Origin of the sequence: Stenotrophomonas sp. NPDC047960 (genome assembly GCF_043204395.1) — a bacterium.
GTDB lineage: Bacteria > Pseudomonadota > Gammaproteobacteria > Xanthomonadales > Xanthomonadaceae > Stenotrophomonas.
Genome location: NZ_JBIDBX010000006.1, coordinates 133,072 through 155,176, shown reverse-complemented (window position 1 = coordinate 155,176; position 22,105 = coordinate 133,072). Strand labels below are relative to the sequence as shown.

Sequence of the window (22,105 nt, the reverse complement as noted above, 5' to 3'; positions counted from 1 at the left end):
GTAGGTACCGACCGTTGGTCGGTACGCAGCAGCCCGGAAATCAACCGGAGATCGCGAGGCGCTCCTGGTGGTAACGGCGTACAGCCGCGAACCACAGCAGTGCGGCCAGGCCGAACCCTGCCACCAGGTATACCGCCCACATCTGCGCGCTGATCGCTTCGTGGCGGATGATCTTCAGCAGCATCTGGTTCTGCGCCAGGAACGGCACCGCCAGCTGCCACAGCTCGTTCTTCACCGGGTACACCATCAATGCATAGCCGGGCAGCATCGGCAGCAGCATCAGCCAGGTCATGTGGCTCTGCGCCTCCTTCATGCTCTTGGCCGCCGCCGAGAGGAAGGTGAGCAGCGACGTACCGATGAACAGGATCGGCATCATCACGAACAGCATCTGCAGCATCGACAGCAGCCCCATGTTGAGCTGCCGCGCCGCCGCGCCGGTGGACAGCTGCGCGCTGAGCTTGAAAGCCGTCAACGTAAGCAGCAGCGACACCACCCCCACCACGCAGGCCGCGGCGATCTTGCCGCTGACGATCGCGCTGCGCTTGGCCGGGGTGGCCAGCAACGGCTCCAGCGATTGCCGCTCGCGCTCACCCGCGGTGGTGTCCATCACCAGGTAGGCACCGCCCAGGAAGGAGGTGATGGTGAGCAGGATCGGCAACAGCAGCGACAGCATCACACCGCGCTTGGCCTCGGCCGTGGCCAGGTCCTGGGTGGCCACGTCCAGCGGGCGTGCCACCTGCGCATCAATACCGCGCGCCAGCAAGCGCAGCGCGCCCACCTGCTGGCTGTAGCCGTTGAGCGCCGCCTTCAGGCGCGCGGTGGGAATGTCCGCATCGCGGCGGGTGCTGTCCTGCACGATCTCTACCAGTGCCGGCCGGCCCTCGGCCCAGTCCTTGCCGAACTCGGGGCTGATACGCAGCGCGATGTCGATCTTCTGGTCACGGATCTCTGCGGTCAGGTCCTTCGGCGGGTCCACCGCGTTGAGTCCCTGCGAGGCCAGGAAGCGCACCAGGTTGGGGGCGTGCTCACGGCCGATGGTGGGAATGTCCAGCGGGGTGTCGATCTGGGTCTTGAACCGGGTTTCGGCCAGCTTGCCCATGCCCAGGATCAGCACCGGGTACAGCAGTGGCCCGAGCAGCAGGGTGAGCGCCAGCGTCCGGCGGTCCCGCGAGAGGTCGCGCAGTTCCTTGCGCATGACGGTCAACAACGTGGCAAACGCGCTCATGCGTGCAGTCCTTCTTCATTGCCGATTGCCTTTACGAAGGCATCTTCCAGGTTCGCTTCGCCGGTCAGCGCGCGCAGTTCATCGGCAGTGCCGGCGGCCATCACCGTGCCCTTGGCGATGATCACGATCGTGTCGCACAGCGCGGCCACCTCCTGCATGATGTGGCTGGAGAAGATCACGCAGCGCCCTTCGTCGCGCAGCTCACGCAGGAACCCGCGCAGCGCACGGGTGGTCATCACGTCCAGGCCGTTGGTGGGCTCGTCCAGGATCACGTTGCGTGGGTCGTGCACCAGCGCGCGCGCAATGGCGGTCTTGGTGCGCTGCCCCTGGGAGAAGCCGTCGGTCTGGCGGTCCAGGATGTCTTCCATGTCCAGCGCCTTGGAGAGCACCTTGGTGCGCTCGCGGATGTGCGCCGCGCTCATGCCGTGCAGCTCGCCGAAGTAGGCGATGTTCTCGCGCGCGGTCAGCCGCTTGTACACCCCACGTGCGTCGGGCAGCACGCCCAGGCGGCGACGGACCTCCACCGGGTGGGTGGCCACGTCCAGGCCATCCACCAGCACGCGGCCCTGGTCCGGCGTCATCAGGGTGTAGAGCATGCGCATGGTGGTGGTCTTGCCGGCGCCGTTGGGCCCAAGCAGGCCCGTGATGCGGCCGTCCTCGGCCTGGAAGCCGACGTTGTCCACCGCCTTGATCAGCCCGGTCTTGGTCTTGAAGGCTTTATGCAGGTTCTCGGCGACGATCATGGTTCCCATCCGTTGAACGAGGTGAAGGCCGGCACCGCGGTGAGGGTATCCAGGCAGGAGGCGTCGAGTGCCTTGGCGTCGGCCTTGTCCATGAACTGCGCCAGCAGGCGCGGCATGCAGCCGGCGCCGAGCGTGCCATGGCCCTGGCCGTTGGCCACGATGTGGCGGCCGTTGGGCAGGTGCTTGAGCACCTGTTCTGCGTAACGCGGCGGAGTGACCGGATCGAACTCGCCCGACAGCAGCAGCACCGGCACATCAGTGCTCAACGGCGCGGTGAAGTCCTTCGGGCGCGTGCCCACGTTCCACACCGGGCAGGCGGCGAAGAACATGCGCGCCACTTCCGGGCCGAGCAGGCGGTCGCCAGCCGGGGCTTCCTGGTAGCGGTCGGCGTCTTCGGCGCAGATCACCGACCACTGCATGCCCTGGTTCATCTGCCCGGCCATGTTGCGGGTGGCGAGGCTGTTGAGCGACATCAGCGGCGCGTAACGGCCCTGCGCGGCTTCGTCCAGCACCACCGGCAGCAGCGAGGACAGTTCCGGCATGTACGAGAACATGAAGGCCAGGCTGGTCACGGTGTTGGCACTGACCGGGTCGCGGCGTACCGCGGCGGTGCCCGGGTCACGGTATTCCACCTCCACCGGGGCCTTGGCCAGCGTGGTCATCACGTTGCGCAACTGGGTGCGGGTATCGACCGGGAAGCGCTTGGCGCAGGCCGCGTCCTTACGGCACTGGGCGGACTGCAGTTCGATCGCCGATTCGAAGGTGTTGGCGAAATCGCCGCCCACCGCCAGGTCATTCGGCGCCACCCCGTCGATCACCACCGCACGGGTGTGCTGCGGGAAGCGCGCGGCGTACTGCTGGGCCACGCGGGTACCGTAGGAACCGCCGACCAGGTTGATCCTGTCCACGCCCAGCGCGGCACGCACCGCGTCCAGGTCACCAATGGCCTGGGTGGTGGTGTAGAAGCGGGTGTCGGCACGGTCGGCCAGTGCGGCGGCGCAGCGGGTGGCGAACTCGGCGATCACCTCGGGCGTGGCCGCGGCGTTCTCGTCGAACGAAAGCTCCTTGCCCTCGGCATCCACGCAGCTGAGCGGGTTGGATTTGCCGGTGCCGCGCTGGTCCACCAGGATGATGTCGCGCTTCTTGCGCACGTCGCGCAGCGACTGGTTGATGATGGCCGCCACCTGCGTGGCCGATTGGCCCGGCCCGCCGGCCAGGAAGAACACCGGGTCCTGCTTGCCCTCGCCTTCGTTGGCGGTATCCAACAGTGCGATGTTGAGCCCGATCTTGCGCCCCTCGGGCGCATCGGGGTTCTCGGGCACCTGCAGCGTGGCGCACTCGGCTTCCACGTTGTTGCTGGCCTGGGCGCTGGTGAGCGTGCAGGGCTTGAACGTCAGTGTTCCGTACTGGCGCTCAGCCGCTTCCGGGGGTGCCTCCGGAGTGGCCTGGCAGGCCGCCAGCAGCAGCAACGCCGCACTGGTGGCCAGGGGACGGCAGGAAAGTCGCATTTCGATCGCATCCTGGATTGAAGGGTCTCAGCATGCCATGACGAGTGGGCGGGCTGGATGTGACCGAAGACCTGCGCGTGGCACTTTGCTACTGTTCGGGGCTCATGCCATGGATCGCATTGAGCTGCCGATGACACCCAGGTTGATGTTGTTGCGCGCGGCCGCCGTGCTGTGTGCCCTGCCCGCGCTTGTGGGCCACGCCAAGCCCGCCGCAGAAGAGGTCCGTATCGCCCGTGTCGAGACTGGTCTCTCCGCGCCAGTGGTGATCAAGGGCGTCGCCGGCCAGAAAATGGATCTGCGCGAGCGCATGGCCTTTCATAAGGTGCCGGCGGTCAGCATCGCGCTCATCGACCACGGCAAGGTCCAATGGGCTCGCGCCTACGGTACGGCCATCACCCCGGAGACCCTGTTCCAGGCCGCTTCCATCAGCAAGTCGGTCAGCGCCATAGGCGCGTTGCAGCTGGTCCAGCAGGGCAAGCTCTCGCTGGATGCCCCCGCCAACGACCAGCTCGCGGCATGGAAGATTCCGGACAACGACTTCACCCGTGCCACGCCGGTCACCCTGCGCATGCTGCTCAACCACAGCGCCGGCCTGACGGTGCATGGGTACGACGGCTACCCGCAGGACCGGCCGCTGCCCTCCCTGTTGCAGGTGCTGGATGGCGTCCCGCCGGCCAACTCCGCGCCGGTACGGGTAGATGTGCAGCCCGGCAGCCTCTGGCGCTATTCGGGCGGCGGCTACAGCGTGGTGCAGCTGCTGATGGCCGAAACCGCCGGCCAGCCCTTCGACCGCTACATGCAGCAGGCCGTGCTCGGGCCATTGGGGATGAAGCACAGCACCTTCGATGTGACGCTTACCCCGGCACAGCGCACCAGGGTTGCGACAGGGCATGCGTCGGACGGCACGCCGGTGGCTGGCGGCTGGCATCGCTACCCCGAGTCGGCTGCGGCGGGCCTGTGGACCACCCCCACCGACCTGGCGCAGGTGGTGCTTGAAGTGCAGCGCGCTGCGGATGGCGCATCGGGCAAGGTGCTGTCGCACGACACCGCACAGACGATGCTCACACGCGGGCTGGGCGAGTACGGGCTGGGGCTGTATGTGGAAGACCTGGGCGACCGCACCAGCTTTGCCCACAGCGGTGGCACCACCGGCTTCCGCGCGCAGCTGTATGGCTACACGCACAGCGGCCAGGGCGCGGTGATCATGACCAACAGCGACAACGGCGCCGCGCTGATCAGCGAGATCCTGGCCAGCCTCTCAGCCGAATACGGCTGGCCGGAGTTCAAGGTCATTGAGAAGGTGGCTGTTGCTGGCGATGCAAGGAACAACCAGCAGATCGCCGGCACCTACCAGTTACTGGGGAAGCCGGCATTGCTCATCGCCGAGGGCGAACGGCTGTATCTGCAGAGTGCGCTGTTCGGCGCGCAGCGACTTGAACTGCATGCACAGTCCAGCACGGCCTTTTTCATGACCGACCAGAATATGCTGCTGAACGTGCAACGTTCCGGAGACGGGCCCGTAACCGGGTTTGCATTGGTGCGTGGTGCGAACACTTACATGGCAACGCGATCTGAATAGAAGTGCCGTTGCCGTCGCTTCACCGCTGGCGCGGGCGATTCGGCGCGTTCGCCGCTTCATTTTCCAGCGGGAAGGAATCGCCCCAGACCTCGATATCAAGGCCATTGAGGTTCCGATCCAAGGACACGCAGTTCTGGATCAATGACCGGAGCACGTAGGCAGGCGATCGTTCGCTGCGCCACGCGGAGAGTTGGAAGGCGCGGCGCAGACCGGGGTCCACCTTCACCCGTAAGTAGACCTGCTTCTTCATGGGATGACGTCCTCCGGAAGGAACTGCCCCAGGTCAGAGTTGACCTCTCCGTGGAAGATCGTGCGCTCCACGAACCTGGGCACCCGTGGGTCTTCCACTGCTGGCGTGCCCAGCAGCTTGATGGTGATGACGCCCGCGCAGGCTTCGATCTGCAGCTTGCGGCCCACGTTGAAGCCCATCTGGCGCAGCCACTGGCCGCGGATCTTGAGGTAGGGAACTTTCAGCTCTTCGTGGAAGTGCGCGGGTGGCGTGCACGGCGCGGATTGCATACGGCGTTCGCGTGCGCGCCGGGCAATCGCGGATTGGTAAGGGTAGTCGTTGTAGCTGTCGTTGGGTCGCTGCCTTTTCATGGTGTGCCTCCCGCAGGAAGATCCCTCGCCGGGATGGCGAGGGAGTCGGGAGGTTAGAAACCGTGAAACCTGGAAATCGGCGGGCGTATTCCCCAGAGGGTGTTGTATTAGCCACCCTCCCGACACAACGCTGACATTTTCCAGGTTTTGGAGTTTCTACGCTCCGGAACACACCATGCGCGCCGCTGCCAGCGATGGGAAATTGTTTGTGCCTCTTGATTTCCGGACTTCGGTAGGCAGAACCTTCTCTATGACGCTTATGGCACTGAAAGCGCCATGATCAACAGTCGCAGCCAATGAACAAGCAGAAATCAGCAGTAATTATTCATCGTTCATCCTCCAGGAAAGAGATCGAGCCGTTGAACAGACTTATGACTCTTTATGAGAGAAATCATAATTATGATTTCACCGATAAACACCCATAATCCAAAGCACTTTTTGACGTCATTGACGCGGCCGTGAAGGTGATGAACCTCCCAGCACGCTGGTCAAAGGCTTACGCAGCAAGGCTGACGTCCGCATTCAACGTGTACTGGTCGATGCATTCACACGGTCTATGGAAATGCCCCCGAACTCGAGGTCCATGCACTGATGGAGGTGCTGGCAGTGGGTCTGCGCTGCCAGAGATTGGGTGTAACCCGACTACCTCTGGGGCCAGTTCTGGCGCCGGATGGCCGCAGCAATCAGCGGGGCCTTTTCCTCAATGATGTGCAGCGGAGCGCCCTGCTCGTACGCCTCCAGCCATGCCCTGCGTTGCCTGAGGACGCGCTCGTCATCCCGCAGCGGCAGGTTGATCAACGTGTACTGCGCTCTGGCCAGTGCCGCGTGTGGCACCTTGTCAGTGAGGCGCAGCTGGAGCGAGGGAAGGTCGAGCTCGAACCATCCGTCCTGGATTTCGAAGGGGTCCAGCAACAGGGAAGACAGGCGCTTGCTCTTGCTGCTGTTGAACCAGCCTTCAACGTAACGGTAGTTCGACCACTCGTATGCCTGCTGGCGATCTTCATTGCAACTGACAAAGTGGTCCACCGTGCCACTGGATATCCACATCGCACAGTATCCGCACCGGTCCGTGAAGCCTGACGCCAGTGCGTGTCGGAATGTAGACCAATAGTCCTTCGGCCGCTTGATCGGGTTGGCGCCAAGCCAAGCCTTACCGCGTATGCGGCACCTGCTGTCAAAATCGTTCGGTTCGGGAATCGGGTTTGGAACAGGAATCACGGATCTCCCCCCACACTCAGCCGACGCGATCGCGGCTCTCGGTCCAGACTATCCATCGCGGCCAGAAGTGATCTCCCCCTGGCAACGCGTCGGTCAATGCTTTATGGATGCTCTCCTTGGAGTCCAGGCCATTGGCGCCCACTGGATGGGACACCAGCCAATTCACCACGTCACCCTGCTTGGCCCACACCTCCTGCTCGACGACGGCTTGGCCGTCTCGCAGTGCGATGGTGAAAACAGCATCCTGGTCAACGTCGAAGGCGGGCTCGGCGGACGCCAGGATCAGTGGCGAATGCGTAGCTACAATCAACTGCACCGGAATCTGCTTGCCGGTGAGCGCCTGCATGACATTCAGCAAGGCCGGCACGATGCGGCGCTGCCACTGTGGATGAAGATGGCATTCGATCTCATCGACCAGAAACACGATCTCTTTCGCCGGTGCCTTCCCGATCTGTTCACTGGCCAGCAGATGCTCGCGCCACGTCCAGACCATGAGGTACGCCAAGGCCGTGATGCGGCGCATGCCAGCCGACGCATGGATGAGCGGCACGTCCTGACCGTAAGGCATGCGCAATGACGGATAGTCCGTGACATCCAGCCCGATACGGACCGGATCGCCTGGCTCCAGACGTTCGTCAGGTGCCGGGGACAGAGCGTCGAGGACCTTGACCAGATCGCCAAAGGCCGGGTCCCGACCCTTCTGCCACAGCACCCAGTCGTGAATGAGGCCATTGCAGTATCGCGTACCGCTGGCGACGAGCCCGTTCCAGACTTGGTCAGGCGAGAAATCGAATGCGCGCAGGCGCTCCCGGTTGGCCGCGTCTTCCTTTGCGGTCCAGTAGTTGCGCGCCGGGTCCCAAACCGAAAAGCTCCCGTCCACGCCCGCATAGATCACCACACCCGGAATGGGCGGGCGACCGGGCTTGACCGGCCAGAACTGGCCTTCACGGTTGAAGATGCTCGTTTCCGAGTAAGCGCCCGGCGTCGCCTTGGTATACGCGTAGTCGATGCTGCTGCGCTCGGCGCCTCGCCGAGGGGCGGCCTGGGAGTTCCGGGCCCACGTCCGCGTCAGGGTCCACCATGCGATGTCCAGCAGGAAGCTTTTCCCGAGGCCGTTGTCACCGGTAATGAAATTCAGGCGCGATGCGAATTCGACCGGCCCGAATGCGTCGGACGGGCCCAACCCCTCGAATTTCAATGACTTCAGCATGGATCGCCACCCGGTTGCGTTGGAGAAGAGTGCCGCATTTGCGACCGCCAGAACAGCCAATTTGTTGGAAGTACGGCTTCCGTCACTTGCTGCTGACGTACTTCTCCCGCCGCACCTGCGGCGTCGGCAGGCCCGCTTCCTTCAATGCCTCGAAGGTCGCATCCACCATGTCCGGGTTGCCGCACAGGTAGGCGATGTCGGTGGCCGGGTTCGGGGCGAATTCGGCCAGGTGCTGCTGCACGTAGCCGTGGCGGACGTCCGGGTGCGGGTTCTCGGGCAGCTCGCGGGACAGGCACGGCACGTAGCGGAAGCCCGGGTGGGCCGCGGCGAAGGCGTAGAAGTCCTCGCTGTAGAGCAGCTCTTCGGGGCTGCGGGCGCCTTGGAGCAGCACCACTTCCACCCCGCGTTCGGCCATGGCGGTGGCCAGCAGCGGCAGCATGGAGCGGTACGGGGTGACCCCGGTGCCGGTGGCGATGAGCAGGTAGCGGGCGTTGTGGTCGCCCGGCATCAGGCAGAACCGGCCGAACGGGCCGCTGGCGGTCACGTGGCCGCCCAGGTCCAGGCCCTCGAACAGGGCCGTGGCGGCGCCGCCGGGCACAAAGCTGACTGCAATATCAACGGCTTCGCCCGGTCCCAGGGCGTGGTCGTGGATCGTGGCCAGGGAATAGCTGCGCTTGGTGGCGGTGCCGTCGGCGTACTCGAAATGGACCTGGATGAACTGCCCGGGCTGGAAATCCAGCGGTTGGCCGTCATCACGCAGGAACTGGTAGTGGCCGACGGTGGGGGCCAGCATGCGCCGGTCGATCAGCTTGAGGGGGAATTGAACAGGCACGAATTTGGGAAACAGTGTGTAGCCGGGGCAAACCCCTGAGGCCTTCTATAATAGCCGCTCCCCCGCCCCTATCCAGCGCCGTCCCATGGGCGCGAAGGCAAGAGCTTGGCATCCCAGAATACTCCCGCGACCAGTACCGCCCCCGCCCTGCGGGTGCGCGACCTGCGCAAGACCTATGACAACGGCACCCAGGCCCTGAAAGGGGTTTCGCTGGATGTTGCCCCGGGCGACTTCTTCGCGCTGCTGGGCCCGAACGGGGCCGGCAAGTCCACCCTGATCGGCATCATCAGCTCGCTGGTGAACCTCAGTGAGGGCCAGGTGGAGGTCTTCGGCAGCGACCTGGTGCGCAGCCGCAGCGCCACCATGCGCCTGATCGGCCTGGTCCCGCAGGAAATCAACTTCAACCTGTTCGAGAAACCCTTCGACATCCTGGTCAACTACGCCGGCTTCTATGGCGTGGCCCGCGCCGAGGCCGAGAAGATGGCCGAGGAGGAGCTCAAGCGCGCCCACCTGTGGGAAAAGGCGCAGGTGATGAGCCGCACGCTGTCGGGCGGCATGAAGCGCCGGCTGATGATCGCCCGGGCGATGATGACCCGCCCGCGCCTGCTGATCCTGGATGAGCCCACCGCGGGCGTGGATATCGAGATCCGCCGCGACATGTGGCGGGTGCTCAAGGAGATCAACGCGGCCGGCACCACGATCATCCTCACCACGCATTACCTGGAAGAGGCCGAGCACCTGTGCCGCAACCTGGCCATCATCAACCACGGCCAGATCGTGACGCAGGGGCCGATGCGCGAGCTGCTGGCCAAGCTGGACGTGGAAGGCTTCCTGTTCGATATCGACGGTGAGCTGCCGGCGCAGCTGCCGGTGATCGAGGGCACCACGATGGTGGCCATCGACGGGCACACGCTGGACGTGGACATGCCGCGCGCGATGGATCTGAACCGGGTGTTCGCGGCGCTGAACGCGTCGGGCATCCGGGTGCGGTCGATGCGGACCAAGAGCAACCGCCTGGAGGAGCTGTTCGTGCGCCTCACCGGCAACCAGGAGAACGCGGCATGAGCAGCACCCCGACCCCGGTCCTGACCGACGGCCAGCGCAACCGGATTGCGCTGATGACGATCGTGCGCCGCGAAGTGGCGCGCATTCTGCGTATCTGGGGCCAGACGCTGGTGCCGCCGGCGATCACGATGACGCTGTACTTCCTGATCTTCGGCGGGCTGATCGGTTCGCGCGTGGGCGAGATGGGCGGCTACAGCTACATGCAGTTCATCGTGCCGGGCCTGGTGATGATGAGCGTGATCCAGAACAGCTACGGCAACATCAGTTCGTCGTTCTTCGGGGCCAAGTTCGGGCGCCACGTGGAAGAGCTGCTGGTGAGCCCGATGCCGAACTGGGTGATCCTGTGGGGGTACGTGGCCGGTGCGGTGCTGCGCGGGCTGATGGTGGGCGTGATCGTGCTGCTCATCGCGATGTTCTTCACGCCGGTACGCATTCCGCACCCGCTGGTGACGCTGACCACGGTGCTGCTGGGCGCGACGATCTTCTCGCTGGCGGGCTTCATCAATGCGGTGTACGCCAAGAAGTTCGATGACGTGGCGATCGTGCCGACCTTCATCCTGACCCCGTTGACCTACCTGGGCGGCGTGTTCTATTCGGTGAAGCTGCTGCCGACATGGGCCGAAGCGGCCACGCATGCGAACCCGATCTTCTACATGGTGAACGCGTTCCGCTATGGCCTGCTGGGTACGAGCGATGTGCCGCTGTGGGTGGCCTACGCACTGATGATCGGTTTCGTGGTGGTGCTGACGGCGCTGGCGCTGTGGCTGCTCAAGCGTGGCGTGGGTATGCGGAGCTGAGGCTAACGTCAAAGGCAAAGGCGTCGGCTCTGTGATTCCTGACGGTTTGGCGGAGCGGTGTGGGTTTGCGGGGGACGCCGTGAACCCATCCTTGGGGGCTTGGTCGCCGCATCCATGCGGCTCACACCCCCGCAAACCCACCCCGCCCCACCTTCGACATTTGGTCGGTGACGGAGCGAAAGGCAGAAGCGCACCGCGACGTTACCGGTAGCGCCGGCCGTTGGCCGGCCCTCAGGATTAATGGAGAAAGGTAATGCGCATTCTTGTACTGGGCGCCGGTGGCACTGGCGGTTATTTCGGCGGTCGTCTGGCCCAGGCTGGGGTCGACGTAACCTTCCTGGTGCGCCCTGCCCGCGCAGCACAGCTGGACAGCGAAGGGCTCGTCATCCGCAGCCCGTTGGGTGATGCGACCTTCCCGGTCGCCCACGTCACTGCTGATGCGCTGCCTGCGCTTGCTGCAGAGCAGCCCTTCGATCTGGTGATCCTGAGCTGCAAGGCCTACGACCTGGACAGCTCCATCGAGGCGATTGCACCGGCGGTGTCGTCGCGTACGACGGTGCTGCCGATCCTCAACGGGCTGCGCCACTACGCGGCACTGGATGCACGCTTCGGCCGCGATGCGGTGCTGGGCGGGCTGTGCTTCATCAGTGCGACCAAGGCCGACGATGGCGCGGTACTGCACCTGGCCCCTGCGGCGAAGCTGACCTTTGGCGAGCGTGATACGCCGGGCAGCAGTGCGCGGGTACTGGCCCTGGCGGCGGCGTGCGTGCAGGCCGGGGTGGACCATGTGGCCAGCGATGCCATTGGGCAGGAGCAGTGGGTGAAGTACACGTTCCTGACCACCTTGGCGGCGGCAACCTGCCTGATGCGGGCGGATGTGGGCACGATCGTGACCACGGATGATGGTGCGGAGATCGTGTGCGGGCTGTATGCCGAATGCCTGGCGGTGGCCGAGGCGGCGGGTGAACCGATTCCGGAGAAGGCGCAGGCCGTGGCACTGGCCGCGACCACGCAGGCAGGCTCGGCGCTGAAGGCGTCGATGCTGCGCGATCTGGAGGCCGGCCAGCAGGTGGAAGCCGAGCAGATCGTGGGCGACATGCGGGTGCGGGCACGCGCGGCCGGCCAGGCGGCGCCGCTGCTGGCGGTGGCGTATGCACACCTGCAGGCTTACCAGCGCCAGCGCGCGGGCTGAGCATGGTCGCCGGCAATGCACCGACGGGGGTTCTGGTGTTGGGGCTTGGGTACAGCGGGCGGCATGTGGCGGCGCTGTTGCGGGCGCGGGGTGTGGCCTGCAGCGGCACGGTGCGGGAGCCGGATGCGGCGCCTGATGATGGTGTTGTCCGCCACTGCTTGGTGGCTGGGCAGCCCATTGATGATGCGCTGCGTGAGGCTATCCGCAGCGCGGAGGCCGTGATCTGTACGGTGCCGCCTGATGAAGGCGGCGATCCCGCATTGCGGCTGGTGGCTGCGGAGTTGCAGGAGAGCCCGGCACTTGGCTGGGTGGGCTATCTCTCTTCAACGGCGGTGTATGCCGACCGCGAGGGTGGCTGGATCGACGAGACGTCGGTAGCCGATGCGGTGGATGACACGGCGCGGCGGCGGTTGCTGGCCGAGGCGCAGTGGCGCGAATTTGCTCGCGGGAAAGGCGTGGCGTCTGCGGTGTTCCGCTTGCCGGGGATCTACGGTCGCGGGCGCAATGCGCTCGTGCAGTTGGCGGAAGGCCGGGCGCGGCATGTGGTGAGGCCGGGGTTGAAGTTCAACCGGCTGCATGTGGAGGATCTGGCGGCGGTGGTTGTCGCGGCGATGGATCGCCCGGGTGAGGCGTTGTATCTGCCTGCCGATGATGAGCCGGCGGCGCCGCAGGACGTGTTGGCGTTCGCGGCGAAGCTGGGTGGGTTTGCGATGCCGCCAGCGGTGGCGTGGGATGACCCATCGGTAGGCCCGGCGTTAAGGCGGTTCTATGCGAGCAACAAGCGCATCGACAGCCGGGGCACGCGCGAGGCGCTGGGCTGGAAGCCAACATTCGCGACATACCGCGAAGGGCTGCAGGACGCCATCCGGCAGGGTTGGTTCCCAAACAACCGCCGATAGCGGTGATCGGTGCTTTGACGCATTGACCGCTCCGGCGAGGCGCCTTCGCCTTGGGTCATGCCTTCGACGGCCTGCCCATTGGTATCGGCAGTCGATCGGGATGCGACCCTACCAACGCAGCGACAGGCGCGGGTCAGCGCGCGTCCGGCAGGCGGAAGAACGTGCGCGTCGCTGCGGTCGCATTCGCTGCGGTCACTTCGACATCCTCGTCGCGATCCCGCGCCAGTTCCTCGACGATATGCGCGAGGAACATGGGCTCATTACGCCGGTCCTTCGGCATCGGCTTCAAACTGCGCGGCAGCAGGTACGGCGCGTCGGTTTCAATCATCAGCCGCTCGGCCGGGATGTGCTTCACCAGCTCGCGCAGGTGCGCGCCACGGCGCTCGTCGCACAGCCAGCCGGTGATGCCGATGTACCAGTCCTGGTCCAGGTAATCGAACAGCTCCTGGCGCTCGCCGGTGAAGCAATGCACCACCGCAGCGCCGATGCGGCCGTCGAAGTTCTTCATCTGCGCCATGAAATCAGCATGCGCGTCGCGCTGGTGCAGGAACAGCGGCTTGCGCTGGCCATCGGCGGCGCGCACGTCACTGGCCAGCTGCAGCTGGCGCTCGAAGGCGCGGTGCTGGGCCGGGCGCGGGGCGAAATCGCGGAAATAGTCCAGGCCGCACTCGCCCACCGCCACCACTTCGGCGTGGGCGTGCAGCGCGCGCATTTCAGCGTCGCATTCGTCGGTGTATTCCACCGCGTGGTGCGGGTGCACGCCGGCGGTGGCATACAGGAAGCCCGGGTGCTGGCGCGCCAGCTCGAGGGCCATCGGCGAATGCTCGCGGCTGGCGCCGGTCAGCACCATCTGCACCACGCCCGCGTCGCGGGCGCGGGCCAGCACGGCATCGCGGTCACGGTCGAACGAATCGTGGGTGAGGTTGGCGCCGATATCGATCAGTTGCATGGGGCAGCTACAGGGCAATGAATCGCGCCATTGTAGCGTGCCGCCTGTGCGGCCCCCGCCGCCGGCCCGTATCCTTGCGCCATGAGTACGCCGAGTTTTCCGATTTCCGAGCTGCTGCCGCAGATCGCCGCGCAGCTGGCCACGCACCCGCGCCTGGTGCTGGAAGCGCCCCCGGGCGCGGGCAAGACCACCCAGGTGCCGCTGGCGCTGCTTGACGCGCCGTGGCTGGAAGGCCGCAAGATCATCATGCTGGAACCGCGCCGGGTGGCCGCGCGCAGCGCTGCGCAGTTCATGGCACGGCAGCTGGGTGAAGAGGTCGGCGGGACAGTTGGCTACCGCATCCGCTTCGAGAACAAGGTGTCGGCGCGCACCCGGGTGGAGGTGGTCACCGAGGGCATCCTGACCCGGATGCTGCAGGACGACCCGATGCTGGAAGGCGTGGGCGCGCTGCTGTTCGATGAGTTCCATGAGCGCCACCTGGCCGCCGATCTGGGGCTGGCACTGGCGCTGGATGTGCAGGCGCAGCTGCGCGAGGACCTGCGCATCGTGGTGATGTCGGCCACGCTGGATGGCGAGCGGCTGGCGCAGTTCCTGGAGGCGCCGCGCTTGAGCAGCGCCGGGCGCAGCTTCCCGGTCGCGGTGAGCCATTTCCCGGCCCGCCGCGACGAATCGCTGGAAGCGCAGGCACGGCGCGCGGTTGAGCAGGCCTTGGCCGAGCACCCGGGCGACGTGCTGGTGTTCCTGCCCGGCCAACGCGAGATCTCGCGTACGCAGGCGGCGCTGGAGCAGGCGCTGCCCGCCGATATCCAGGTGCTGCCGCTGCACGGCGAGCTGCCGGTAGAGCAACAGTCACGCGTGCTGCAGCCCGATCCGCAGGGCCAGCGCCGGGTGGTGCTGGCCACCAACGTGGCCGAATCCTCGGTGACCCTGCCCGGCGTGCGCGTGGTGGTGGACGCGGGGCTGGCGCGCGAGCCGCGCTATGACCCCAACAGCGGCTTTTCACGGCTGGACGTGGTGAGCATCGCGCAGGCCTCGGCCGACCAGCGCGCCGGCCGTGCGGGGCGCGTGGCCGAGGGCTGGGCGTGGCGGCTGTGGCCGCAGTCGCAGCGGCTGGAGGCCCAGCGCCGTCCCGAGATCGCGCAGGTTGAGCTGGCCGCGCTGGCGCTGGAGCTGGCGGCGTGGGGCAGCGAGGACCTGCGCTTCGTGGATGCGCCGCCGGTGGGCGCGATGGCTGCCGCGCGCGAGCTGCTGCAGCGGCTGGGCGCGTTGAGCGACACCGGGGTACTCACTGCGCTGGGCCGGCGCATGCTTACGCTGGGCACACACCCGCGGCTTGCGGCGATGCTGCTGGCAGCCCACAACGCGACGGAACAGGCGCTGGCCTGCGACCTGGCCGCGCTGGTGGAAGCACGCGACCCGCTGCGCCACGGCGGCGATGCACTGGCCGCGCGCTGGCGGGCGCTGGCGGCGTTCCGCCAGGGGCGCGTGCCGCTGGATGCCAATCGCGGCGCGCTGGCGGCCATCGATGCGGCCAGCAAGCAGTGGCGGCGACGCCTGCGCTGCGATACCGCGCCGCCGTCGTCGGTGGAGGCGCACCAACTGGGCGACCTGCTGGCGCACGCCTTCCCGGACCGGGTCGCCGCGCGTCATCCCACCGACCCGTTGCGTTACCTCCTGGCCAATGGGCGCAGCGCGCGGCTGTTCGACCCCAGCGACCTGCGGGGTGAGCCGTGGCTGGTGGCGGTGGAACTGCGCTACGAGGCCCGCGATGCGCTGCTGCAACGTGCCGCGCCGGTGGATGAGAACCGCCTGCGCCAGGATTTCCCGCAGCGTTTCCAGCAGCAGGACGTGGTGCGCTGGGACGCGGACAAGCGGGCGCTGGTGGCACGCCGCGAAAGCCGATTTGACCGCATCGTGCTGGACAGCCGCTCGGCCGGGCGGGTGGATCCGGCCCAGGCCGCACAGGCGCTGACCGAGGCGGTGCGCGAGCTGGGACTGGAGGCATTGCCGTGGACCGACGGCCTGCGCCAGTGGCAGGCGCGAGCCCTCTCGCTGCGGGCGTGGATGCCGGAGCTGGAACTGCCGGATGTATCGGATGCGGCGCTGATGGAGACGCTCACGACATGGCTGACGCCGGCGTTCAATGGCAGGACGCGGCTGGACGCCCTGGATGAATCCAGCCTCGGCGAGGCGCTGAAGTCACCCATGCCGTGGGCACAGCGCCAGCTGATCGACCGGCATGCGCCGGTGCGCATCGCCGTCCCGTCGGGCATGGAGCGGCCGATCACGTATGCGCTGGAGGCCGATAGCAGCACGCCGCAGCCACCGGTGCTGGCGGTGAAGCTGCAGGAACTGTTCGGGCTGGCCGATACGCCACGCATCGCCGATGGCCGTGTGCCGCTCACGCTGCACCTGCTGTCGCCGGGCGGTCGGCCACTGCAGGTCACCCAGGACCTGCGCAACTTCTGGGCCAACACCTATGCCGAAGTCAAAAAGGAGATGAAGGGGCGCTACCCGCGGCATCCGTGGCCGGATGATCCGTGGACGGCCAGCGCCACCCATCGCGCCAAGCCGCGCGGGACGTAACGCCGGCTGACCGTGCGCCGCCGGCCCAGCTGAATGGATCCTGCGGATTGGTTATCGTCGTGACCGGACCGTGGCTGGCGGATAACACGCCCTACACGGCCCCCGCGCGACACTGGATTCCGAATCGAGGCAAAGGATCCCCCATGAGCAGACTGACCGTGATTACCGACCGCGCCCTTGAGCGTGCACTGGACCTGGCAAGCAGCGCCGGAGACGGCCTGAAGCACGCCGGCAGCAACCTGCGCCACTTTGGGCCGCAAGCCACCGATTGGATCAAGACCGGTGCCGCACTCGGCGCGGTGAAGACCGGCAGCCGCGTGGCCGCCAAGGCGGTTCGTCGCAACCCGGCCGCGACCATCGCCGTTGCCGCCGTGGGCGTTGGTCTGCTCGGCTATGCGCTGTACCGCAAGCAGCAGAAGAAGAAGCTGGCCAACGGCCAGGTGGTGAATGGGCAGGCCGAGCGCATCAGCGCGCGCAACCGCCGCAACACCACGGTGGTGGATGAGCACAGCGATATCGGCAGCGACGCCTGATCCATCAGGCAGGTTGCAGTTGGAAAAACCGCCGGCATGTCCGGCGGTTTTTTATTTGGATCAATCGATCCGACGCCACTGGCCGGGCTGAAGCGTCTCCAGGCTGTGCGCACCCATCGCCACGCGCACCAGCCGCAGCGTGGGCAGGCCCACCGCCGCCGTCATCCGCCGCACCTGGCGGTTGCGCCCTTCGCGCAGGGTGATGGCCAGCCAGGCATCGGGCACGGTCTTGCGGAACCGTACCGGCGGCGTGCGTTCCCACAGCGTCGGCGCTTCCAGATGTTCCACGCGCGCGGGCAGCGTCGGGCCTTCGTTCAACTGCACACCCCTGCGCAATGCCTGCACCTGCTCGTCGGTCGGCGCGCCTTCCACCTGCACCCAGTAGGTCTTGTCTTCCTTGTGGCGCGGGTCGGTCAGCCGGTGCGCCAGCCTGCCGTCGTCGGTGAGCAGCAGCAGGCCTTCGCTGTCGTAATCCAGCCGCCCCGCCGCGTATACGTCAGGCGGCAGGCCAAAGCCGGCCAGCGTCGCGCGCGGCGGCTGGCTGCTGTCGGTGAACTGGCACAGGACGTTGAAGGGCTTGTTGAAGGCGATGAGCATGGGGCGGGACGTGGGTGACGAGGTGTCATTGTCCCATTACACGGCTTCGGGCGCCGTGGTACCGACCAACGGTCGGTACCTACCGGTGTGTGGCGACCGGGTTACTTCACGAAGCGGAGGGTCATGCGGTCGCTTTCACCGATGGCCTTGTACTTGGCATCGTCGGCGGCGTCGTGGTTGTTCACCGGCGGCAGGGTCCACACGCCGTTCGGGTGGTCCTTGGTATCGCGCGGGTTGGCGTTGATCTCGCTGCTGCCGGCCAGCTTGAAGCCGGCCGCTTCAGCCATGGCGATGACCTGGGCCTGCCCGACGTAGCCGCTCTTGTCGTCGGCCGGTACGTCGGCCTTGGCGCGGTGTTCGACCACGCCGAGCACGCCGCCGGGCTTGAGCACGTTGTAAAAGCCCTTGAACATGCCTTCGGCCTGGTTGGCGCTGCGCCAGTTGTGCACGTTGCGGAAGGTCAGCACCACATCGGCGGAGTTGTCCGCGCCGAACTTCGGTGCGTTCGGGTCGTAACCCACGACCTTTGCCTTGCCATACAGGGCCGGGGCGGCGGCGAACTTCTTTTCCAGCCCGTCTTTGCCGCGCTGCTGGTAATCGCGGCCCTTGCCTTCGGCCACGGCCATCGGGTCGACCACGGCGGCCACGTAGGTGCCTTTGTCACGCAGCAGCGGGGCGAGGATCTCCGAGTACCAGCCACCACCGGGAGTGATTTCCACCACGGTCTTGCCCGGTTCCACGCCGAAGAACGACAGCGTCTGCGCCGGGTGGCGGTAGGCATCGCGCTTCACGTTGTCCGGTGTGCGGCCCTTGCCGTCGACGGCAGCCTGGACGGCGGCGGTAATGGCGGGCTGGGCGTTGGGGCCGGCCGGCTTGATCGCCATGGCGGGGGCGGCAAGCAGCAGCGTGGAGACGGTGAACAGGCAGGCACAGCTGAGCGAACGGGCTTTCATCGGATCACCTACGGTGGCGGGATGCGGCGAGACTAGCAGCCGCGATGTCAAAGGTGTTCACAAAACGTTAGTGCAGTGCAGCGAAGCGGAACACTGTTTTGTGGCCGGTGCCGCAGCGGTGTCATGGACAGGCACTTATGCTGTGACATTGGATTTTGATTGGAGGATTGCCCATGGCTGCACCGCGCGAACTCGGCCGTTCCGGCCTGAAAGTGCTTCCCATCGCGTTCGGCGGCAACGTGTTCGGCTGGGGCGCGGACGAGAAGACCTCGTTCGCCCTGCTCGATGCGTTCGTCGATGCCGGCTTCAGCCTGGTCGATACCGCCGATGTGTATTCGGCCTGGGTGCCCGGGAACAAGGGCGGCGAATCGGAAACGATCCTGGGCCGCTGGTTCCAGCGCAGCGGCAAGCGCGACAAGGTGGTGCTGGCCACCAAGGTGGCCAAGTGGGCCGAGCACCCGGGCCTCTCCGCCGACAACATCAGTGCGGCGGTGGAGGATTCGCTTCGCCGCCTGCAGACCGATGTCATTGATCTGTACCAGGCGCACGAGGATGACGAGTCCACGCCGCTGGAAACCACGCTGGCCGCGTTCGGCCGGTTGATCGAACAGGGCAAGGTGCGTGCGATTGGCGCCTCCAACTACAGCGCCGAGCGTCTGCAGGCCGCATTGAAGGTATCGGCGGACTACAAGCTGCCCCGCTACGAGACGCTGCAGCCGGAGTACAACCTGTATGACCGTGCCGGCTACGAAAGCGGGCTGGAGGCGGTGGCGCGCGAGCATGGGCTGGGTGTGATCAGCTATTACTCGCTGGCCAGCGGCTTCCTCAGCGGCAAGTACCGCAGTGCCGACGATGCGGCCAAGAGCAGCTCGCGTGGCAGCAACGTGGTGGCCAAGTACGTCAATCCGCGTGGCCTGCGTATCCTGCAGGCGCTGGATGACGTGGCCGGCACGTACAACGCGACCCCGGCACAGGTCGCCATTGCGTGGTTGATCGCCCGCCCGGGCATCACCGCGCCGATCGTCAGCGCCACGAGCGTGGAACAGCTGCGCGACGTGCTGGCTGCCGCGCAGGTAGGTCTGACCGCCGAAGACATCGCACAGCTGGAAAGCGCCAGCGCCGCCTGATTCGACGCGGACGCCTCAAGGAACGGCCACCTCAGGGTGGCCGTTTCCGTATCACCCCGGGGCAGCTCCATCCTCGGCGACCAGCGCGTGATGCAGGCTGACCCCGGCGCGCACGCCTTCCGCGCTGGCCAGGGTGATGTTGCCCATCAAGGTTGCATCGCCTGCGGCGTAGACGCCGGGAACGCTGGTCTGCTTCTGCGCATCCACCCGCACCAGCACGCCCACCGGGCTTTCCTCCAACTCACAGCCGAGCTGCTCCACCAGCGCCGAGCCCATCTCCTGGCGCGCACTGACAAACAACGCGCGCAGGTCGATGTGGCGACCGTCGGCCAGCAGTGCACCACTCAACTGCGGTGCGTCGCCTTCCAGTGCCACGACCGTTTCCGTTTCGATCTGCACGCCGCGCCGCTGCAGCGTGCCCAGCTGCTCGTCGTCCAGCGCCATGCCCTGCGTGAAGAAGGTGACCTGGCCCCAGTCGGCGATCAGCCCGGCCATGATCGGCGACATGGGATGCCCACCCAGCAGCCCGATCGCACCACCGCCCACTTCGTAGCCGTGGCAGTACGGGCAGTGCAGCACACTGTGGCCCCATCGCTCGGCCAGGCCGGGAAGTTCGGGCAGCACATCGCGGATGCCGGTGGCCAGCAACAGCTTGCGCGCCGCCCAGGTCTCACCGGCCGCCGTGGTGACCGCAAAACCATCCACGGTCGGCTGCGCGTTGGTGACGGTGTCATTGGCCCAGCGCACGCTGGGGTAATCGAGCAGCTGTGCCTTGGCCTGGCGCAGCAGGTCGGTGCCGGAGATGCCATCCAGGCCCAGCACGCCGTGCGAGTGGCTGGAGTAGCGGTTGCGCGGCAGCCCGCTGTCGATTACCAGCACGCTGCGGCGCGCACGCGCCAGCATCATCGCGGCGGACAGGCCGGCGAAACTGCCGCCGACGATCACGGCATCAAAGGTCATGGGCAACTCCTGTTGCGTGCAGGGCCAGGTGCTGGGCGAAGGCGTCGCCCAATGTGGCCAGGGTGGTGGCGCGCAGGCGCTGTTCGAGCAGCGCCTGCGCCTGTTGGTAGCTCTCGTCCAACGCGGCATTCACCACCTGCTGCACCGGGCAGCCACGCCCGGTTTCGCGCGCGCCGGTATGCAACAGCGCCGGCGAGCCGATGGCGAGATAGACGTCGTGCAGGGTGATGGTGCCCGGGTCGCGCGCCAGCTGGCTGCCGCCACCATGGCCGCGCGCGGTGTGGACCAGCCCGCCCTTCTGCAACGCGGCGAGCAGGCGGCGGATCACCACCGGGTGGGTCGGCAGGCAGGTAGCGAGCTGTTCGGAGGTGCGCGGTCCGTCCTGGCCGACCAGGTGGGCCATGATGTGGAGCGCGTCGGAGAACTGATTGTTCGATTTCATGTAACAACTATAGTTACATATTTTTCCGCCGACGGGTAGCGCCGGCCGTTGGCCGCCCACGTACGCGTCTTACCGTTCAGATGGCCGATGAACGGCCGGCGTTACCGGAGGAAGGCCTGTCCCGTCATGGCGTCCGCCAGGTAATCCAGGAAGCTGCTGATCCGCGCCGATACGGCGGTGTTGCGGTAGTACACGGCGTGGATGGGCTGGCGTACTTCCACGGTCAGCGCCGGCAGCACCTGCACCAGCGTGCCCGCATCGCGGTCGCGGTGGGTCATGAAATCGGACAGGCAGACCACGCCCGCCCCCTCCAGCGCCAGCCGGCGCAGGGTTTCGCCGCTGGACACCGCCACCGCTGGGCGAATGTGCAGCAGCGCGTCGGTGCGCCCGGGCAGCGGCCAGTGGTTGAGCGAATCGGGCTCGTTGAAGCCGAGCAACGCGTGGCCGTCGAGGTCCTCCACTGTTTTCGGGGTGCCGTGCTCGGCCAGGTAGGCCGGGCTGGCCAGCACCCGCAGCCGGCTGTGCGCGAGCGGGCGCGCGTGCAGGGTGGAGTCGGCCAGCGGGCCGATGCGGATGGCTACGTCGGTACGGCGCTCGAGCAGGTCGATGTAGCGCTCGCTGCTGTTGAGCTCCAGCTGCACATCCGGGTAGCGCGTGCGGAAGCCGGCCACCAGCGGGGCGATCACATGCAGCACGAACGGGGTGGCCGCATCCACGCGCAGGCGCCCGGCAGGGCGTTGGCGGCGCGCGGTCATCTGCTCTTCGGCCGCTTCCACCGAGGCCACGATGGCGCGGGCCTGGGCCAGGAAGGCATCGCCCTCCTCGGTGAGCTGCAGCCGCCGGGTGGTGCGGGTCAGCAGCGTGGTGCCCAGTTTTTCCTCCAGCCGGCCCAGGGCCCGGCTGACCCCGGAGGTGGTCTGGCCCAGAGCATCGGCGGCGGCAGTGATCGAACCGCTGTCGATCACGGCGATGAACGCCTGCATTTCATCGAGGGTGGTCTTCATGGACGCATTATTGACCATGAAGCAAGAGTCATTGGCGTGAAGACCGGTTTTTCAGCAAGAGTGGGACGCGCAGACTGCGCACCTTC

Annotated in this window: 22 protein-coding genes; 8 read left to right on the top strand and 14 right to left on the bottom strand. The window is 66.6% G+C overall.

Annotated features, from left to right (window positions below; translation table 11 throughout):
* Positions 1-40: 40 nt before the first annotated feature.
* From ACGFZ3_RS14305 to ACGFZ3_RS14295, 3 genes are read right to left on the bottom strand one after another with little or no spacing between them, the layout of a single operon-like run.
* On the bottom strand, positions 41-1,225 hold the full coding sequence (locus ACGFZ3_RS14305; RefSeq protein WP_392922400.1) for an ABC transporter permease: 1,185 nt from the start codon (positions 1,223-1,225) through the stop codon (positions 41-43).
* Positions 1,222-1,968 (bottom strand): ATP-binding cassette domain-containing protein, encoded by a 747-nt coding sequence (locus ACGFZ3_RS14300; protein WP_392922397.1) that lies wholly within the window; start codon positions 1,966-1,968, stop codon positions 1,222-1,224. The genes ACGFZ3_RS14305 and ACGFZ3_RS14300 overlap by 4 nt, the downstream gene beginning before the upstream one ends.
* Positions 1,965-3,476, bottom strand: a complete 1,512-nt coding sequence (locus ACGFZ3_RS14295; protein WP_392922394.1) for an alpha/beta hydrolase — start codon at positions 3,474-3,476, stop codon at positions 1,965-1,967. Before ACGFZ3_RS14295 ends, ACGFZ3_RS14300 begins: the two co-directional genes overlap by 4 nt.
* Before the next feature lie 130 nt (positions 3,477-3,606).
* Here ACGFZ3_RS14295 and ACGFZ3_RS14290 point away from each other — a divergent pair, with 130 nt between their 5' ends.
* Positions 3,607-5,055 (top strand): serine hydrolase domain-containing protein, encoded by a 1,449-nt coding sequence (locus ACGFZ3_RS14290; protein ID WP_392922392.1) that lies wholly within the window; start codon positions 3,607-3,609, stop codon positions 5,053-5,055.
* Positions 5,056-5,074: 19 nt separating this feature from the next.
* On the opposite strand, the gene ACGFZ3_RS14285 is transcribed toward ACGFZ3_RS14290, so the two are convergent.
* The 5 genes from ACGFZ3_RS14285 to ACGFZ3_RS14265 all read right to left on the bottom strand — a co-directional run bounded on the left by ACGFZ3_RS14285 (position 5,075) and on the right by ACGFZ3_RS14265 (position 8,915).
* A complete protein-coding gene (locus ACGFZ3_RS14285; RefSeq protein WP_392922389.1) occupies positions 5,075-5,305 on the bottom strand; it encodes a hypothetical protein in 231 nt (76 codons plus the stop codon).
* On the bottom strand, positions 5,302-5,655 hold the full coding sequence (locus ACGFZ3_RS14280; RefSeq protein WP_392922387.1) for a SymE family type I addiction module toxin: 354 nt from the start codon (positions 5,653-5,655) through the stop codon (positions 5,302-5,304). The genes ACGFZ3_RS14285 and ACGFZ3_RS14280 overlap by 4 nt, the downstream gene beginning before the upstream one ends.
* Positions 5,656-6,297: 642 nt before the next feature.
* Positions 6,298-6,702 (bottom strand): hypothetical protein, encoded by a 405-nt coding sequence (locus ACGFZ3_RS14275; protein ID WP_392922384.1) that lies wholly within the window; start codon positions 6,700-6,702, stop codon positions 6,298-6,300.
* Positions 6,703-6,889: 187 nt separating this feature from the next.
* Complete coding sequence (locus ACGFZ3_RS14270) at positions 6,890-8,083, bottom strand: AAA family ATPase (protein ID WP_392922381.1); 1,194 nt, start codon at positions 8,081-8,083, stop codon at positions 6,890-6,892.
* A gap of 82 nt (positions 8,084-8,165) precedes the next feature.
* Entirely contained in the window at positions 8,166-8,915 is a 750-nt protein-coding gene (locus ACGFZ3_RS14265) for a ferredoxin--NADP reductase (RefSeq protein WP_392922378.1), read from the bottom strand.
* Positions 8,916-9,020: 105 nt separating this feature from the next.
* On the opposite strand from ACGFZ3_RS14265, the gene ACGFZ3_RS14260 reads away from it, so the two are divergent.
* The 4 genes from ACGFZ3_RS14260 to ACGFZ3_RS14245 all read left to right on the top strand — a co-directional run bounded on the left by ACGFZ3_RS14260 (position 9,021) and on the right by ACGFZ3_RS14245 (position 12,868).
* Entirely contained in the window at positions 9,021-9,980 is a 960-nt protein-coding gene (locus tag ACGFZ3_RS14260; RefSeq protein ID WP_392922374.1) for an ABC transporter ATP-binding protein, read from the top strand.
* Positions 9,977-10,777, top strand: coding sequence for an ABC transporter permease (locus tag ACGFZ3_RS14255; protein ID WP_068854422.1), 801 nt, complete (start codon positions 9,977-9,979; stop codon positions 10,775-10,777). Before ACGFZ3_RS14260 ends, ACGFZ3_RS14255 begins: the two co-directional genes overlap by 4 nt.
* Before the next feature lie 253 nt (positions 10,778-11,030).
* Entirely contained in the window at positions 11,031-11,969 is a 939-nt protein-coding gene (panE, locus tag ACGFZ3_RS14250) for a 2-dehydropantoate 2-reductase (protein ID WP_392922370.1), read from the top strand.
* Between the two features lie 2 nt (positions 11,970-11,971).
* Positions 11,972-12,868: an epimerase gene (locus tag ACGFZ3_RS14245; protein WP_392922367.1), complete on the top strand. Its 897-nt coding sequence runs from the start codon at positions 11,972-11,974 to the stop codon at positions 12,866-12,868.
* A gap of 133 nt (positions 12,869-13,001) precedes the next feature.
* On the opposite strand, the gene ACGFZ3_RS14240 is transcribed toward ACGFZ3_RS14245, so the two are convergent.
* The gene (locus tag ACGFZ3_RS14240; protein ID WP_392922364.1) at positions 13,002-13,817 is read right to left on the bottom strand and encodes a TatD family hydrolase; all 816 of its coding nucleotides are present in this window, start codon (positions 13,815-13,817) and stop codon (positions 13,002-13,004) included.
* 81 nt (positions 13,818-13,898) lie between these two features.
* Between ACGFZ3_RS14240 and hrpB the strand changes: the two genes are divergently transcribed.
* Entirely contained in the window at positions 13,899-16,403 is a 2,505-nt protein-coding gene (gene hrpB, locus ACGFZ3_RS14235) for an ATP-dependent helicase HrpB (protein WP_392922362.1), read from the top strand.
* A 143-nt stretch (positions 16,404-16,546) separates the two neighbouring features.
* Positions 16,547-16,936 (top strand): hypothetical protein, encoded by a 390-nt coding sequence (locus ACGFZ3_RS14230; protein WP_392922360.1) that lies wholly within the window; start codon positions 16,547-16,549, stop codon positions 16,934-16,936.
* Positions 16,937-16,996: 60 nt separating this feature from the next.
* On the opposite strand, the gene ACGFZ3_RS14225 is transcribed toward ACGFZ3_RS14230, so the two are convergent.
* Together ACGFZ3_RS14225 and ACGFZ3_RS14220 are read right to left on the bottom strand one after the other, a co-directional pair.
* The gene (locus ACGFZ3_RS14225; RefSeq protein WP_392922357.1) at positions 16,997-17,533 is read right to left on the bottom strand and encodes a pseudouridine synthase; all 537 of its coding nucleotides are present in this window, start codon (positions 17,531-17,533) and stop codon (positions 16,997-16,999) included.
* Positions 17,534-17,634: 101 nt separating this feature from the next.
* Positions 17,635-18,486 carry a class I SAM-dependent methyltransferase gene (locus ACGFZ3_RS14220; RefSeq protein ID WP_392922354.1) on the bottom strand — a complete coding sequence of 284 codons (852 nt, stop codon included), beginning with the start codon at positions 18,484-18,486 and terminating at the stop codon, positions 17,635-17,637.
* A gap of 173 nt (positions 18,487-18,659) precedes the next feature.
* Here ACGFZ3_RS14220 and ACGFZ3_RS14215 point away from each other — a divergent pair, with 173 nt between their 5' ends.
* Complete coding sequence (locus tag ACGFZ3_RS14215; RefSeq protein WP_392922351.1) at positions 18,660-19,613, top strand: aldo/keto reductase; 954 nt, start codon at positions 18,660-18,662, stop codon at positions 19,611-19,613.
* Positions 19,614-19,664: 51 nt separating this feature from the next.
* On the opposite strand, the gene ACGFZ3_RS14210 is transcribed toward ACGFZ3_RS14215, so the two are convergent.
* The 3 genes from ACGFZ3_RS14210 to ACGFZ3_RS14200 all read right to left on the bottom strand — a co-directional run bounded on the left by ACGFZ3_RS14210 (position 19,665) and on the right by ACGFZ3_RS14200 (position 22,019).
* On the bottom strand, positions 19,665-20,573 hold the full coding sequence (locus tag ACGFZ3_RS14210; RefSeq protein ID WP_392922348.1) for an NAD(P)/FAD-dependent oxidoreductase: 909 nt from the start codon (positions 20,571-20,573) through the stop codon (positions 19,665-19,667).
* Positions 20,563-21,015, bottom strand: a complete 453-nt coding sequence (locus tag ACGFZ3_RS14205) for an Rrf2 family transcriptional regulator (protein ID WP_392922345.1) — start codon at positions 21,013-21,015, stop codon at positions 20,563-20,565. The genes ACGFZ3_RS14210 and ACGFZ3_RS14205 overlap by 11 nt, the downstream gene beginning before the upstream one ends.
* 101 nt (positions 21,016-21,116) lie before the next feature.
* A complete protein-coding gene (locus tag ACGFZ3_RS14200; RefSeq protein WP_392922342.1) occupies positions 21,117-22,019 on the bottom strand; it encodes a LysR substrate-binding domain-containing protein in 903 nt (300 codons plus the stop codon).
* Positions 22,020-22,105: the final 86 nt, after the last annotated feature.